The organism is Modicisalibacter sp. MOD 31.J (assembly GCF_020147985.1).
GTDB lineage: Bacteria > Pseudomonadota > Gammaproteobacteria > Pseudomonadales > Halomonadaceae > Modicisalibacter > Modicisalibacter coralii.
Window position 1 is genome coordinate 395,177 of the sequence record NZ_JAGXFF010000006.1, and the last position, 14,818, is coordinate 409,994.

At 65.9% G+C, this 14,818-nt stretch carries 12 protein-coding genes; 4 read left to right on the forward strand and 8 right to left on the reverse strand.

The genetic code is table 11. The features are described 5' to 3' along the window. The first annotated feature begins 218 nt into the window (after positions 1 to 218). On the forward strand, positions 219 to 938 hold the full coding sequence (locus KGR00_RS21620; protein ID WP_224419291.1) for a glutathione S-transferase N-terminal domain-containing protein: 720 nt from the start codon (positions 219 to 221) through the stop codon (positions 936 to 938). Positions 939 to 1,009: 71 nt separating this feature from the next. Here KGR00_RS21620 and KGR00_RS21625 read toward each other — a convergent pair whose 3' ends face one another. Beyond that, a complete protein-coding gene (locus tag KGR00_RS21625; protein WP_224419292.1) occupies positions 1,010 to 2,305 on the reverse strand; it encodes a hypothetical protein in 1,296 nt (431 codons plus the stop codon). Positions 2,306 to 2,790: 485 nt separating this feature from the next. Here KGR00_RS21625 and betC point away from each other — a divergent pair, with 485 nt between their 5' ends. Continuing rightward, complete coding sequence (gene betC, locus KGR00_RS21630; protein WP_224419293.1) at positions 2,791 to 4,305, forward strand: choline-sulfatase; 1,515 nt, start codon at positions 2,791 to 2,793, stop codon at positions 4,303 to 4,305. A gap of 204 nt (positions 4,306 to 4,509) precedes the next feature. Beyond that, positions 4,510 to 5,196, forward strand: coding sequence for a glutathione binding-like protein (locus tag KGR00_RS21635; RefSeq protein WP_224419294.1), 687 nt, complete (start codon positions 4,510 to 4,512; stop codon positions 5,194 to 5,196). Positions 5,197 to 5,253: 57 nt separating this feature from the next. On the opposite strand, the gene KGR00_RS21640 is transcribed toward KGR00_RS21635, so the two are convergent. The 5 genes from KGR00_RS21640 to KGR00_RS21660 form a co-directional block, all read right to left on the reverse strand. After that, positions 5,254 to 5,673 (reverse strand): GNAT family acetyltransferase, encoded by a 420-nt coding sequence (locus KGR00_RS21640; RefSeq protein ID WP_129140745.1) that lies wholly within the window; start codon positions 5,671 to 5,673, stop codon positions 5,254 to 5,256. 274 nt (positions 5,674 to 5,947) lie between these two features. Continuing rightward, positions 5,948 to 8,134, reverse strand: a complete 2,187-nt coding sequence (locus tag KGR00_RS21645) for a TonB-dependent siderophore receptor (protein ID WP_224419295.1) — start codon at positions 8,132 to 8,134, stop codon at positions 5,948 to 5,950. 150 nt (positions 8,135 to 8,284) lie between these two features. Next, positions 8,285 to 10,324, reverse strand: a complete 2,040-nt coding sequence (locus tag KGR00_RS21650; protein WP_224419296.1) for an FUSC family protein — start codon at positions 10,322 to 10,324, stop codon at positions 8,285 to 8,287. A 9-nt stretch (positions 10,325 to 10,333) separates the two neighbouring features. Beyond that, entirely contained in the window at positions 10,334 to 11,200 is an 867-nt protein-coding gene (locus KGR00_RS21655; protein WP_224419297.1) for an HlyD family secretion protein, read from the reverse strand. Continuing rightward, positions 11,200 to 11,421 (reverse strand): DUF1656 domain-containing protein, encoded by a 222-nt coding sequence (locus KGR00_RS21660; protein WP_129140750.1) that lies wholly within the window; start codon positions 11,419 to 11,421, stop codon positions 11,200 to 11,202. Before KGR00_RS21660 ends, KGR00_RS21655 begins: the two co-directional genes overlap by 1 nt. A 252-nt stretch (positions 11,422 to 11,673) precedes the next feature. Between KGR00_RS21660 and KGR00_RS21665 the strand changes: the two genes are divergently transcribed. Then, the gene (locus tag KGR00_RS21665; RefSeq protein ID WP_129140751.1) at positions 11,674 to 12,897 is read left to right on the forward strand and encodes an ABC transporter substrate-binding protein; all 1,224 of its coding nucleotides are present in this window, start codon (positions 11,674 to 11,676) and stop codon (positions 12,895 to 12,897) included. Positions 12,898 to 12,994: 97 nt separating this feature from the next. Here KGR00_RS21665 and KGR00_RS21670 read toward each other — a convergent pair whose 3' ends face one another. Both KGR00_RS21670 and KGR00_RS21675 read right to left on the reverse strand, forming a co-directional pair. After that, positions 12,995 to 13,948, reverse strand: coding sequence for a branched-chain amino acid ABC transporter permease (locus KGR00_RS21670; protein WP_203234870.1), 954 nt, complete (start codon positions 13,946 to 13,948; stop codon positions 12,995 to 12,997). Beyond that, a complete protein-coding gene (locus KGR00_RS21675; protein WP_129140752.1) occupies positions 13,948 to 14,817 on the reverse strand; it encodes a branched-chain amino acid ABC transporter permease in 870 nt (289 codons plus the stop codon). The genes KGR00_RS21670 and KGR00_RS21675 overlap by 1 nt, the downstream gene beginning before the upstream one ends. Between the last annotated feature and the right edge of the window lies 1 nt (position 14,818).

Here is a 14,818-nt window from a genome sequence, read left to right on the forward strand (position 1 = left end):
GACCAATGCTGCGCTGCGCTTATATAGGCTGTTTTAATTTTTAAAAACAAACAGTTGAGATGGTTTTTCCGGGGTTTTTGAAAGGCCCAATTCTGAGAGATTGGTCAAATCATTAGACTAATAGATAATGGGGCGGGAGATCGATCGACGACGATGGCAGGGGCCTGGACATGATGATAGCGTTCCGGATACCCATTCATCGAGGATGCGAGGTGGCCATGACACGCCTGCTCTACGACCTGTGCGGCATCGACGAGGATCTGCGCTTTTCCCCCTATTGCTGGCGCGTCAAGTACGCTCTGGCCCACAAGGGGCTGGACTATCAGACGCAGCCCTGGCACTTCACCGACAAGGACGCCATTGCCTTCTCCGGCCAGGGCAAGGTGCCGGTGCTCGTCGATGGCGACGAGACCGTCACCGACAGTTACGAGATCTTTCGCTATCTGGATCGGGTCTATCCCGACAGCCCCCTGCTGGGTGGCCTGCCGGCCGAAGCCCGGGCGCGTTTCTTCAAGTTCTACGCCGAGCGCAACCTGGCGCCGGCGGTCATCAAGACGGTCATGATGGATCTCTACAACGCCGTGGCGCCGCAGGATCGCGCGTATTTTCGAGAGACGCGCGAGAAGGCCTTCGGCCGCACGCTCGAGGAGGTCCATGCGCCAAGCCGGGGGTTGAGTCAGCTCGATCTGGCGCTGGAGCCGTTGCGAGCCCGCTTCGGCGAGGCCGACTTCGTCGACGGCGATGAACCCGCGGGGGCCGACTACCTGCTGTTCGGTACCTTCATGTGGGCGCGTTGCGTCTCGGCCGGGGACCTGGTCTCGAACGCCGACCCGGTCTATGGCTGGGTGGAACGCATGCTCGACCTCTACGACGGGCTGGGCCGCAAGGCGCGGCGCAGCATCGATAGCGTGGGTGCCGCTGAACCGGAAAGCCCGTGAGCCGACCATGAAAAAGCCCCGCTCGAAATCGGGCGGGGCAAGGCAGCTATCGCGGTAAGGTCACGGGCGCCTCAGAACGTCAGCCCGAAATGCGTCTGGACGCTGGTATGCCAGTTGTCGTCCACCGGTGAACCGAAGTAGTTCAGGCCGTTCTTGTTGGTGACGATGTCGAACCAGGCATAGTAGGGACCGGCCGTCACCTTCATCCCCAGGTCGTTGAGCATCGGGTCGTCCATGTCGCCGAAGCCACCGTTGATCGGCGAGTAGTCGTCGGCGGCATCCATCACGCTGAAGTCGTTGTAGAAGTAGAGGTTCTCCACGGGCCCCCAGTTGACGTCCATGCTGTAGGCCAGGCTTGCCGAATAGGTCTCGCCCTCGGCCGGAATCAGGTAGTTGAAACCGAAGGCACCGATCTGCAGGACGTTGTCGGAAATGCCCGAGGCCGATTCCGCCGGGTTCTCGGGATTGTATTCGTAGGTAGTGGCCTGCAACTGGGTCCGCCAGTTGCCGTAGCTGCCGTTCAGCCCGACCGCGGCCTGCCAGTTGTCGCCGCTGTCGCCGGTACGCGTGTTGTAGAGCTGGCCCCCCTTGGCCGAGAGATTGACCTCGGTGGTGTAGTCGCTGCCCTGGCCGAAGGTGTAGGCGACGCGGCCGGCGAGCTGGTTCTCCTCGCTGTTGCCCTGGGCGCTGTTGCCCACGGCATTGGCGCCGTAGTGCTCGTTGCCGTCGCCGAGCTGGTCGCTCTTGAAGAAGGCCAGCGAGGTATCCCAGGCGCCGGCGCTGTGATCCCACTTGATACCGGCGTTCTGGTTGTCGTTGAAGCCTGCCAGATAGGGCAGGTTGCCGTACCAGCCGAGGTACCCGTAATCCATGTTGCCGAACGGCGTCTGTACCAGGCCCAGCTTGACGCTGTCGTGACGGGTGACCTCGTAGCCCAGCCAGCCATGCTGCAGAAAACGATAGCCGTTGTAGAAGCGGTACTGCAGCGAGTAGTTGAACTGATCGTAGCCGCCGCTGATGCCGAGGTTGAACTTGCCGAAGTCGAGATCCCCGCCGGTATCCTTGTCGCGCTCGCTCCAGTCGTTGAAGGTCGAGCCGAACTCGAGCTGACCGTTGATCTCGGTGCGCTTCATGGCCTCGAGAATCTGGCTGTTCTCTTCGGCCAGTTGACGGGTCTGATCCGACTCGGTGGTGGCGGTCTGGCTCTTTTGTTCGTCGAGCTGGGCCTGGAGCTGCTGGATCCGGTTGCGTAGTTCCTGCAACTGGCGCTGGACGTCGGCGTCGCTGGTCTGTTGTGCCAGCGCCGGTGTCGCCAGCGTGAACAGCGTAGTGGTCAGACCAATAGCCTTGAATGATCTCTGCTTCACGGTGTTCTCCTTGCGTGAATCAAGCGAAAACGGGCCATTTCGGCCCCGTGTGAATGCCGATTGTCGTTGTCTGGCGACAAAAGCCTACCAGATGTTTACAAGGTTATGAATATTCTGCTACTTATTTTATTGAATATTATTAGCCAGATATAAAAATATGTGATACCCGTGTCTCTTCCCGCCGCCTTCAAGAACCTCGTCGGCTGCGCGAGCGAACGATCAGCGGGGGCGTCTAGCCAGGCGGCGGTCTCATCGGCTCGGGGCGAGGCGCACGGCCGGGTACGCTTCCGGGGCCGTGGTGGGGATCGAGAAAACGCATGCCGACGCGGCCCTCGTGGAGCTCCGATGAGATCGGGGCGCGATGCGCAGCCGTCAGGCCCAGCCGAGCTTGGCCTGAGAGGCCGAATTGATCGTTGGTGCCGGATGCCCCGCCAGGTGCAGGCTGACGTTTCACGCACGAAACCCAGCCACGAGACGGTGACGGCATGAAACGACCCAACATTCTGGTGCTGATGGCCGATCAGGTGAACGGCACCCTGTTCGAGGACGGTCCGGCGGACTTCCTGCACCTACCCCACCTGAAGAAACTGGCCGAGCGCGCCGCCCGGTTCAACCGGGCCTACACGTCGAGCTATCTCTGCGCGCCCGGCCGGGCGGCCTTCATGTCGGGACAGCTGCCCAGCCGCAACGGCGTCTACGACAACGCCGCGGAGTTTCGCTCGGCGATCCCCACCTGGGCCCACCATCTGCGTCGGGCCGGCTACGAGACCTGTCTGTCGGGCAAGATGCACTTCGTCGGTCCCGACCAGTTGCACGGCTTCGAGACGCGGCTGACCACCGACGTCTATCCGGCCGACTTCGGCTGGACGCCGGATTACCGCAAGCCGGGCGAGCGCATCGACTGGTGGTATCACAACCTGGGCTCGGTGACCGGCGCCGGGGTGGCCGAGATCTCCAACCAGATGGAGTACGACGACGAGGTCGCCTTCAACGCCGAGCAGAAGTTGTTCGATCTGTCGCGGGGGCACGACGAGCGGCCCTGGGCATTGTGTGTGAGCTTCACGCACCCCCATGACCCCTACGTGGCGCGTCGCCGGTTCTGGGACCTGTACGCGGACTGCGAGCATCTCGAGCCACGGCAGGGCGCCATGGCGTTCGACGAGCTCGACCCCCACAGTCAGCGCCTCTTCGAGGCCAACGACTACACCCGCTTCGACATTCAGCCCGAGGACGTGCGCCGGGCGCGTCGCGGCTATTTCGCCAACCTCTCCTACATCGACGACAAGATCGGCTCGATCCTCGACGTGCTGGAACGCACGCGCATGCGCGACGACACGATCATCGTGTTGACCTCCGACCACGGCGACATGCTCGGCGAGAAGGGCCTGTGGTTCAAGATGAGCCCGTACGAAGGCTCGTCGCGGGTGCCGTTGATGATCGCGGGCCCGGGGATCGAACCCCGCTCGATCGACGAGCCGGTGTCCAATATCGATGTCAACGCCACCCTGGCCGACCTGGTGGGCATCGATCTGTCCGAGATCGCCCCCTGGACCGACGGCCAGTCGCTGCTGCCGCAGATGCGTGGCGAAAAGCGTGACGCGCCGGTCTACATGGAGTACGCGGCCGAGGGCTCCTACGCGCCCCTGGTGACCATCCGTGCCGGCAAGTGGAAGTTCAACCACTGCGAGATCGATCCGCCGCAGTTGTTCGATCTCGAGGCCGACCCCCAGGAGACGACCAACCTGGCCGCGGATCCGGCCCATGCGCAGGAACTGGCCGCCTTCCAGGCCAAGATGCGCGAACGCTGGGACATGGCGCGATTCGACGCCGAGATCCGCGAATCCCAGGCCCAGCGTCTGATCGTCTACGACGCGCTGCGCAACGGCCATTACTACCCCTGGGACCACCAGCCGTTGAAAGTGGCCTCCGAGCGCTACATGCGCAATCACATGGATCTCAACGAGGTCGAGGAAGCCCAGCGGTTTCCGCGCGGCGAGTGATCGCCCGGGCAGGCCGGTCATGCGTCAGACGAGCCGGCTGGACGGCCCGTGCCGAGGCTGCGTGGGCCGTTGCTTTGCGTGAGCCGCGCGGTGTTGTCGCCGGCCTGGTGTCGCACCGCGATCCGGACTATGGCTGAATGGAGCGAAGGCCCGGTCGGTCAGGGCCTTGCCCGGCGACTGTCAGCGGCGGTAACAGGAGGTTCCATGATCGATCTGTACTACTGGACGACACCCAACGGCCACAAGATCACGCTGTTCCTCGAGGAGGCGGGGCTCGACTATCGGCTGCATCCCGTTAACATCGGCCGCGGCGAGCAGTTTGCCGCCGACTTCCTGGAGATCGCCCCCAACAACCGGATCCCGGCGATCGTCGATCGCAATCCCGCCGACGGCGGTCAGCCGCTGGCACTGTTCGAGTCGGGGGCGATCCTCGAATACCTGGCCGACAAGAGCGGCAAGTTCCTGCCGGCGAGCGGCCGCGAGCGCTACGTGGTGCTGCAGTGGCTCCACTGGCAGATGGGCGGCCTGGGGCCGATGGCCGGCCAGAACCATCATTTCCGCAACTATACCCCGACGCGTATCGACTATGCGATCGAGCGCTACGCCAAGGAGACCGCGCGCCTCTACGGCGTGCTCGACCGGCGTCTCGAGGATCACGAGTTCGTCGGCGGCGACGCCTACAGCATCGCCGACATGGCGATCTGGCCGTGGATCAAGCCGCACGCCAGGCAAGGGCAGGATCTCGAGGACTTCCCCCATGTCCAGCGCTGGTTCACGGCGATCGGCGAGCGTGACGGGGTCCGGCGCGCCTATGCCCGGGCCGAGACGGTCAATCCCCGCGATGGCGTGGAGATGGACGACGAGGCGCGCCGGCATCTGTTCGGCCGATGATCCGCTGCATGTGACGCGACGCCTGGCCAATGGCCGGGCGTCGCGTGTCGAGGCTCGCTAATCGTCGGCGATCAGCCGCTTGCCCAGCGTCACGAACTCGCCGGTGTCGTAGCCCAGCCCGCGGTAGTAGTCGACCAGTTGCGGGTGCTCGTGGCGTACCATCAGCATCAGCTTGGGGCAGCCGCGGGCGAGCAGGGCGTTCTCCACGGCGGCGAGCATCCGCCTGCCGAGCCCGCGCCCCTGGTGTTCGGGCGCCACCGCCAGGTAGTGCAACCAGCCGCGATGGCCATCGTAGCCGGCCATGGCGCTGGCCATTACCCGGCCCTCGATCTCGCCGACCAGGAACAGGCTGGGGTCCTCGGCCAGCTTGCGGGCGATATCGCGCTGCGGGTGGTTCCAGGGGCGGGTCAGCGCGCAGCGCTCCCAGAGCGCGACGACCGCGGCTTCATCCTCGTGGCGGAAAGGGCGGATCTGCATGATGTCCGGGGCTCCGGTGGTGGGTTCGAGCCCCTATCGTAACGAAGGAAACGCTGCATAAATGCCTGCGCGGACTCGGCGCCCCCAACGAATCGCTTCGTTGCGTGGTACTGGGGCGCCAGCCCGGTCGAAAACTCGCCTAACTTCATGTTATGTCTCGTTTTCTGTGTTCCATGCGCCTCGCGCTTCATCCCGCTCGTCGATTTATTCAGCATTTCCCGAATACGCCGGCCCCCGAAGAGGCCGACGGATCCGCGTCGCTGCGAGGGTGGGCTCAGAACCGATAGGAGAGCGTGCCCGTCACGCTGCGTTCGGCGCCGTAGTAGCAGCGACCCGCGTTGTTGCACTGGGCGATGTACGTCTCGTCGAACAGGTTCCTGACGTTGACCCGGGCGCTCCAGTCGTCGGTGAGGGCATACCCCAGGGCCGCGTCGACCAGGGTCTCGCCGCCGGTGTCGAGCGTGCCATAGTCCAGGGACTGCGGCGGGTAGGCGTAGGAGCTTCCCAGATAACGGACGCCCAGGCCGGTCTGCAGACCGCGCAGGGCACCCTGCGTGAAGGCGTAGTTGGCCCACAGCGAGGCCTGGTGCCGGGGAACGCCGGTGACCTGCCTGTCCTCGTAACGCGATCCGGCGTCGTCGGTGATCCGGGCGTCGGTATAGGTATAGGCCGCCGTCAGGTTGAGGTTGTCGGTGATGTCGCTCTTGAGCTCGACTTCCACGCCCTTCGAACGTGTCTCGCCCACCTGCCGGTAATCGCCCGCGAGGTTGTCGTAGGTCACGTCGTCTTCCTTGGTCAGGTCGAAGTAGGCGACGGTCAGCGAGGTGTTCGAGCCGGCGGGTTCGTATTTCACGCCCAGCTCGATCTGATCGCCGGTGATCGGCTCGAAGGTGTCACCGCCGTTGGTGGAGAACTGCTGGACGGGCACGAAGGTCGTGGCGTAGCTGATATAGGGCGACAGACCGACATCGAACTGATACATCAGGCCCGTCTGCCAGGTAAGTTCGTTGTCCGTGCGCGTGCTGCCGTCATTCCCGGGCGTACGGTCGTCGTACTCGCTCCTGGCCCAGTCGTAGCGCGTGCCGACCAGGGCGATCAGCCCTCCCGTCCTGGCTTGCCATTGCGTGTAGGCGCCCGCCAGTTCCTGGGTGATCTCGTCGTCCGAGGACAGGGTCGAGGTCCGCGGCTCGCCGGTGTACCGCGGGTCGAAGACATCGATCAACTGGAATTCGCCACCCGCGATGTTGCCGATGTACTGGACCTGATCGAACGAGGTCCTGTCGTAACTGGCGCCGAACAGCAGGGTATTGTCGAGCGCACCGGCCGTGAAATGGCCGACGAGCTGGTTGTCGATCGAATCGACCCGGGTGTCGTTGTCCCGGTCGCGACCATAGGCGCCCACGAAGGGCCCGTAGCCCCGGTCGACGAAGGACCACCAGGTTTCCCGGCGCTCGACCCGGGAGCGCACATGGCGGGCGTTCTGACGGAACGTCCAGGCGTCGTCGAACCGGTGCTCGTATTCGTAGCCCAGCGTCCAGAATTCGCGATCGAAGGTATCCCAGTCGGGATGTCCCAGGTTGGTGTCGGTATCCAGTCGGCCACCGGCACGTGACAGCAGGGTGCCGGCCGCCGGCAGCCCCAACTGGATCTCGGTGTCGTCCTTCTGATACTGGGCGAGCAGGGTCAGGGTGTCGCGGTCGCTGAGGTCGATGGCCAGGGAGGGCGCGATGTAGAGACGATCATCCGGCACGCTGTCGGTCTGGGTATCGGCGCGACGCCCCAGGAAGACCAGCCGACCTCGGACGCGGTTGTCCCCGGCCAAGGCCCCCGATACGTCGGCGGAGACCTGGCGGCGATCGTGGATGCCGTAGCTCAGGTTCACTTCGCCGCGTCGCGCCGCCGTGGGGCGCTTGCTGACCAGATTGACCAGGCCGCCGGGGACGTTCTCGCCATACAGCACCGATGTCGGGCCCTTGAACACTTCCACCCGCTCGAGCCCGTAGGGTTCCGCCGAGGTGGCATAGGCGTTGGACTGCATGCGCAGGCCGTCCCGATAGGTGCCATAGCCGTAATCGCGCTGGTTCATGCCGCGGATGTAGAAGATGTCGCCGGCCAGCGCGTCGCCCGCCGGGTAGTTGGCCGCGGAAACGCCCGGTACGTATTCGAGGATATCGCCGAGCGTCTGGGCGCCCTGGTCCTCGATCTGCTGGCGGGTCACCACGGACACCGAACGCGGCGTCTCGGCCAGTGGCGTGTCCGTCTTGGTGGCCGTCAGGCTGCGTTCGGCCTTGTAGCCCTTGTCGGGACCGCGTGGCTTCTGCTTGTCGGCGGTGACGGTGATGGCGTCCAGCGACACGGCCTCGCTGCTGTCCTGCGCGGCGACCGGAAAGGAGGCCATCGCCACCATCGTGGCCAGCAGGCTGGTGTGGAAAGGCGAAAGACGTCTGTTCGTTGGCTTCATGGCCGGCATATCCGTTGTTTTTCGTGGATCGGGCGTTCCCCGATGGCGGACATTATCGGAAGCCAATACTAATGTAAATAATAGTTATTATCAGTCATGGGCTGGGGCAGCGATTGCCGCCGGGCCGCCCGGCGAGCGGCCCGGGCGCGCCTAGCGGGAAGGTGCCTTCGCCGAGCGTGCGGCGATGCGTTCGGCCTGTTCCCGCAGCGTCAGGCCCAGGCGCTCGAGCATGCCCTGCAGCAGTTCGATCCGGGCCTCGGGCAGCGCACGGTGTTCCCGGACCGTCTCGAGCAGGGTGTGGCCGGCGTCGTCCAGTGTCGGCGAGGTGCAACCATCGGCACAGCGTTGGTAGGCCTCGGCCAGGGCCTGCTGATAGCCGCGTCGGGCGCGGCGCACCGGCGCGGCGCGGGTGTCGTCGAGCCACTGGCGCAGGCGCAGGCTGCTGGCACCCAGGTCCAGCCCGGAGAGGCCCAGCGCGAACAGGTGGCGCTGGTCCTCGGGCAGCATGTCGTCGTGGCGGGCCAGGGCCAGCAGGCGGTCGGCGATATGCCCGCTGAAGCGCGTCTCGGCCTCGCCCAGCGAGCCCTGGTCGAGGCGCCGCAGATCCCGGGCGATGGCACCCACCAGCCGCCGTCGGCGCAGCGTGGCGCCGAGGCCGGGCAGCAGCCGGAAGCTCATCACCACGGCGCTCAGGCCGATGATCACCGCGATCGCGCGATTGGCGAAGCTGTCGAAGGAGAAGTCCATGCCGTTGCCGGGCATGGTCAGCAGGATGTTGAAGATGGTGAAGGCCAGGCAGTAGCCCATGGTCCGCGGGTTGCCGGCGCCCAGCAGGCCGAGGAACAGTGGCGTGCCGAAGAGCATGGCGAGCATCGGGTAGCCGTTGGCCTGCGACAGCAGCACATGGCCGAACAGGAAGGCGCTGGGGATCGCCGCCAGCATGCCCTTGTAGAACATCATGGTGATCGCCACCGGGTTGTCGCGGCTGGCGAAGAAGGCCGAGAACAGGGTGCCGAGCAACATCGCCACCTGGCCGTTCGACCAGTGGGTGAGAATCCAGAAGGTGGCCAGGCAGCCGAACACGATGCCGGCGCGCAGTGCGTTGACCCCGGCCGCGAGATGGTCGCGATGCCAGGAAAGCCGCCCGCCGCGCACGTGCTTGCTGCCGGGGGTGACGATCGCCTCGCGGGCATCGAGCATGACGATGGCGTGACCGAGGATGTCGCGCAGCCCCAGCACGAGGCGCCGCTGCAGGGGCGCGCGGCGGGTCTCGTCGAGCTCCAGGGCGCGGTGGCGCAGTGCCTGCAGGCGGCGTCTCGCGGCCGGAACGCCTTCGACATCCTCGGCCTCGCGGAAACCCCGGGCGCACTCGCCGGCCAGTTCGCGGATGTCGGAGTCGAGCGTCTCGCGGGTGTCGCGCAGCAGGTGATGCATGGCGTGCAGGGTGGCGAAGAAGCGCAGCGTGCGCCGGGTCAGCACGTGAGTGGCGCGGACGCGGCCGTTGCCCTCCGGGCCCTCGTAGCGGGCCGCCTGGCTGTCGGTCTCGAGCTGGGTCAGCGGTGCCAGGCTGCCGGTCAGCGAGGCCTGCAGTTCGGCGTCGTCGCGACTCGCCTCGAGGCGCTGAGCGGCCTGCAGAAAGGCCTGGTTGATCACCGTGTTGGCCTGATCGGCCAGATGCTCGCGTACCCGGGTGGGCCACAGCAGCGAGCTGACCAGCGTCGCGCAGATCGCCCCCAGCCCCAGTTCCGACAGACGCGCCACCGCCACGTCGAAGACGCTGGCCGGGTTGCTGCCGGCGATCACCACGATCAGCATCGCCGTCACCGCGGCCATGATGCAGCCGTAGGAGAAGTTGTTGCGCAGCAGCGAACTGCCGTAGGTACACAGCATGATCCAGGCGGTGAGGGTGATCAGTGCCGGTACCCGTGCCTGGACGAACAGCGACATGATCACGGTCCCGGCCACGGCGCCGATGAAGGTGCCGCCGATCTGGCACAGCCCCTTCTCGATCACCATGCCGCTCATCGGTCGGATCTGCAGGAAGGCCGCCGAGATCAGCGCCCAGTAGGGGCGGTCGAGATCGAACCAGAGCGCCAGATAGAGCGCCAGGAACATCGCCAGGGTCGCCTTGATGGCGAACTTGACCGCGCTCGCCGACGGGGTGAGATAGGCCTCGAGAAGAGCGGGCATGGCCACGGCTCAGCGCTTGGCGTCGTCGAGGATGCGGACCGTGGCGGTCATCCCGGCGCTGAGCAGCGTCTCGTCGGGAATGGCGTCGAGCTCGATGCGTACCGGGATGCGCTGGGCCAGGCGCACCCAGTTGAAGGTCGGCTGGACCTGCGGCAGCAGTTCGCTGTTGGCCGTGGTGTTGGCGTTGGCGATGCCGCGGCCGATGCCGGCGACGTGGCCCTGCAACCGGGTGTCGCCGCTCATCAGGGTGATCTCCGCGGGGTCGCCGAGGTCGATGAAGGGCATCTTGGTCTCTTCGAAATAGCCGGTGACGTAGAAGGAGTGCGACTCGACCAGCGCCATCACCGGGTTGCCGGCGGTGACATAGTTGCCGGCGTTGAGGTGCAGGTTGAGGATGTGGCCGTCGACCGGGGCGGTGACGGTGGTACGCTCGAGATCCAGTTCGGCGCTCGCCAGATCGGCCTTGGCCTGGTTCAGTTCGGCCTCGGCGACCCGCGTATTGATGCGCGCGATCTCCTGGTTCTCGTCGCTGATCGCCTGGTTGCTCAGGCGCTGGCGGCGCGTCTGCTCGTGGCGCTTGAGCTCCAGGGTCGCCTGGCGTTGGTCGACCACCGCCCGGGCCTTGTCGACGGCCGTCCGATAGCGGGCGTCGTTGATCGTGAACAGCGTCTCCCCCTTGTGCACCGCGGCGTTGTCCTGCACCGGCAGGCTGGCGACCCAGCCCGAGACATCCGGGGCGATGGTGATCACGTTGGCGCGAACCCGGCCGTCGCGGGTCCAGGGCGTGTACAGGTAGTAATGCCACAGCCACAGGCCGGCGGCGATGGCGGCGGCGACGATCAGCAGGGTGATGAGAATGCGAAGCGACTTGCGCATCAGGCGGCCGTCCCGTTGGCGAAGGAGAACATGAAAGCGATGGCGGCGGTCAGGATGACGAACAGCGCGGCGTCGAACCAGGCCTCGTACCAGAGTACCTGCTGGCTCATGAAGCGATGCAGCAGGGTGCGCACGGCGACGGCGCAGAGAAAGCCCAGCAGGGCATAGAGCAGCAGCGGGCTCAGATAGATACCCCCCACGGCGATTTCACGAAGTCCCATGGTGTGTCCTCTCGTTTCCCTACGTGGCAGGGCTGCTCGCGCGAGGCGTCATGGTAGCAGGACGGCCGGCGCGACTCACCGTCCCGATGACACGGGCCGGGCCCGTTCGGGTATAGCGTTGACCAGTGGACCAACGGACGCTTTGTCTATCCCCGGTCGCCCGCTTATGCTGGATGTCAGGGCTGGTGTCACGAAGGGTCACGCCCGCCGATCGACGATCAACAATCAAGGTCAGCAATGGAGATCTCTGCAATGACCGTCAAGAAACCGCTAATCGGTGCCATTTCCGCCATCGCCTTGGCGACCAGCATGTCCGCCCTGGCGGCTCCGCTCAAGGTCGGGGTACTGGTTCCGCTCACCGGCGACCTGCAAAGCTATGGCGAACCCGCGCTCAAGGCCACGCAACTGGCCGCCGAGGAGATCAACGCCGCCGGTGGCGTGATGGGCGAGGACGTCGAGATCGCCAGCGGCGATACCCAGACTTCGCCCCAGCCCGGCGTGGCCGCGGCGCAGAAGCTGGTCAACGTCGAGGGCGTCAGCGCGATCATGGGCGCGCTGTCCAGCGGCGTGACCATCCCGGTCGCCCAGAGCGTGGCCAAGCCGGGCAAGATTCCACAGATCAGCAGTGCCTCGACCTCGCCGGTGGTCACCTCCCTCGACGACGACGACTTCCTGTTCCGCACCGTGCCGTCCGACGCCTTCCAGGGCGTGGCGCTGTCCCAGATCACCGCCGACAAGGGCTACGAGACGGTCAGCGTCATCTACATCAACAACGACTACGGCAAGGGCCTGGCCGATGCCTTCACCAAGGCCTTCGAGGGCCAGGGCGGCAAGGTGGCGGCGACCGTGGCCTACGAGCAGGGTCAGCCGGCCTATCGCGGTGAGCTGCAGCAGGCCGACAGCGGCGACCCCGAGGCGCTGGTGCTGATCGGTTATCCGGAAAACGGCCAGACCATTCTGCGTCAGGCGCTGGAAGGCGGCTACTTCCGCAACTTCGTCTTCACCGACGGCATGAAGGCGCCCGAACTGGTCGCCAACCTGGGGGCGGAATACCTCAACGGCTCGGTGGGTACCGTTCCTCAGGCCCGCGCCGACTCGCCGGGAGCCAAGCACTTCAGTAGCGCCTACGAAAAGACCTACGGCGCGGTACCGCCCAAGCCCTATCTGGACACCGCCTACGATGCCTTCTACCTGATCGCGCTGGCCGCCGAGGCCGCCGACTCCACCGACAGCGTGGCGATTCGCGACCACCTGCGCGACGTCGCCAACCCGCCGGGCGAGAAGGTCGGGCCGGGCGAGTTCGACAAGGCGGTCAAGCTCCTCGAGGCTGGCAAGGACATCGACTACGAGGGCGCCTCCGGTTCGGTGAACTTCGACGACAACGGCGACGTTCCCGGCACCTTCGGCGAGTGGACCTTCGAGGACGGCAAGATCGTCACCAAGCGGATCTTCGAGCCCAAGATGGACGAGAAGTGAGCAGCGCCGCGGGCCGAAGGCCCGCGGCAATCCCACCGCTTGCAACGCAAACGCCCCGGCCATATGGCCGGGGCGTTCGTCGTTGCGGGCAGGGATCTCAGCGCTTGCGCCGGCGGTCGGCGATCAGCCGCGGCGGCTTCTCGGGGAGGATGCCCTCCGGCCGGGTCACCAGGATGACCTGCAGCAGCACGCCGATCAGCAGCACGCGCAGCGCCGCGCCCTGGGTGGCGTGCTCGGCGGGCAGCAGGTCGGTGAGCAGCTCGGTCACCGACCACACGCCCCACACCACCACGGCGCCGAGGATCGCGCCGCGATTGTTGCCGCTGCCACCGGCGATCAGCATCACCCAGACGATGAAGGTGCCGTAGAGCGGCATGAACGCCTCGGGGCTGAGAAAGCCGAAGAAGTGCGCATAGAGTCCGCCGCCCAGGCCCATGATCGCCGAGCCAAGCACGAAGGCCTGCAGGCGGAAGTTGGCGATGTCCTTGCCGGCCGCCGCGGTGGCTGGCTCGTTCTCGCGGATCGCGCGCAGCACGCGCCCCCAGGGCGAGGCGTAGGCGCGCTCGACCAGGAAGTACACGGCGACCACGAAGACCGCCACCACCAGCAGATAGCCCAGCGGCGTGTCCAGCGGGGTCCCTTCCAGGGGCCGCGGGATGCCGGCGATGCCGCGCACGCCGTTGGACAGCCAGTCCTCGTTCTTGATGAACAGCCGGATCATCTCGGCGATGCCGATCGAGGCGATCGCCAGATAGTCGGTACGCAGCCGGGCGGTGATCAGGCCGATGATCACCCCGATGATCGTCGCGGCGATCACGGCACCGGCCAGCCCCACCAGGAAGGGCATGCCGAAGCCACCCAGGTAGGCGGGGCTCGAGGGCGTGGTGAGGATGGCGCTGGTGTAGGCGCCCACCGCGAAGAACCCGGCGATACCGATGTTGAACTGGCCCGTGAAGCCCCACTGCATGTTGAGGCCCAGGGCGAGCACGGCATAGACGCCGGCGAAGGTCAGAAACGAGACGAGATAGGACGCGATGCCGCTGAGTTCCATCACAGTGTCCCCTTGAAGATGCCCTGCGGGCGCAGGATGAGCATGCCGACCATGATCGCGAAGGCCACGGCGGGCTTGTAGGCGGCGGGGATCAGCAGCGTCGACATCTCCATCGACACGCCGATGATCATGCCGCCGGCGATCGCCCCGTAGGGCCGGCCGATGCCGCCGAGGATGGTGGCGGCGAACACCGGCAGCAGGGCGGTCCAGCCCATCACCGGGTGCAGGCGGGTGTCGATGCCCAGGAAGACGCCGGCCGCGGCGGCCAGCGCGCCGCCGATCACCCAGGTGACCATGATCACCCGCTCGGCGGGGATCCCCGAGACCAGCGCCAGATCCATGTTGTCGGACATCGCGCGCATCGCCTTGCCCAGCCGCGAGCGGGTCAGGAACAGGTGCACCGCGATCACCAGGCCCAGCGAGATCAGCATGATCCACAGGTGGTCGGGCTTGAGACGAATGCCGCCCAGCCAGTCGAGCCGCCAGGGAAACTGGATACCGGTGGCGTAGGTCTGGTTGTCGGAGCCCCAGATCAGCTGCACCAGGCTGCGCAGGATCAGCGCCATGCCGAACGAGGCGATCAGCAGGATCACCGGCTGGGTGCGCCGCAACCGGCGGTAGAGCACCTGGTCGATGAATACCGCGATCACCGCCATGCCGACCATCGCCGCTGGCAGTGCCCACCAGGCGCTGAGATGGAAGGCGGAGATGAAGGCCAGGCCGAGGTAGGCGCCGAGCGTCATGAAATCGCCGTGGGCGAAGTGGGCGAAACGCAGGATGCCGAAGATCATCGACACGCCGATCGCGCCCATGGTCAGCACGCTGCCCAGCACCAGGCCGTAGACGAGCAGTTGCAGGATATCGGTCATC

Excerpts from the sequence above, each read along its gene's own strand:
- KGR00_RS21620 (WP_224419291.1), top strand. The coding sequence starts at position 219 with ATGACACGCCTGCTCTACGACCTGTGCGGCATCGACGAGGATCTGCGC.
- betC (WP_224419293.1), top strand. The coding sequence starts at position 2,791 with ATGAAACGACCCAACATTCTGGTGCTGATGGCCGATCAGGTGAACGGC.
- KGR00_RS21635 (WP_224419294.1), top strand. The coding sequence starts at position 4,510 with ATGATCGATCTGTACTACTGGACGACACCCAACGGCCACAAGATCACG.
- KGR00_RS21640 (WP_129140745.1), bottom strand. The coding sequence starts at position 5,673 with ATGCAGATCCGCCCTTTCCGCCACGAGGATGAAGCCGCGGTCGTCGCG.
- KGR00_RS21645 (WP_224419295.1), bottom strand. The coding sequence starts at position 8,134 with ATGAAGCCAACGAACAGACGTCTTTCGCCTTTCCACACCAGCCTGCTG.
- KGR00_RS21650 (WP_224419296.1), bottom strand. The coding sequence starts at position 10,324 with ATGCCCGCTCTTCTCGAGGCCTATCTCACCCCGTCGGCGAGCGCGGTC.
- KGR00_RS21655 (WP_224419297.1), bottom strand. The coding sequence starts at position 11,200 with ATGCGCAAGTCGCTTCGCATTCTCATCACCCTGCTGATCGTCGCCGCC.
- KGR00_RS21660 (WP_129140750.1), bottom strand. The coding sequence starts at position 11,421 with ATGGGACTTCGTGAAATCGCCGTGGGGGGTATCTATCTGAGCCCGCTG.
- KGR00_RS21665 (WP_129140751.1), top strand. The coding sequence starts at position 11,674 with ATGACCGTCAAGAAACCGCTAATCGGTGCCATTTCCGCCATCGCCTTG.
- KGR00_RS21670 (WP_203234870.1), bottom strand. The coding sequence starts at position 13,948 with ATGGAACTCAGCGGCATCGCGTCCTATCTCGTCTCGTTTCTGACCTTC.
- KGR00_RS21675 (WP_129140752.1), bottom strand. The coding sequence starts at position 14,817 with ATGACCGATATCCTGCAACTGCTCGTCTACGGCCTGGTGCTGGGCAGC.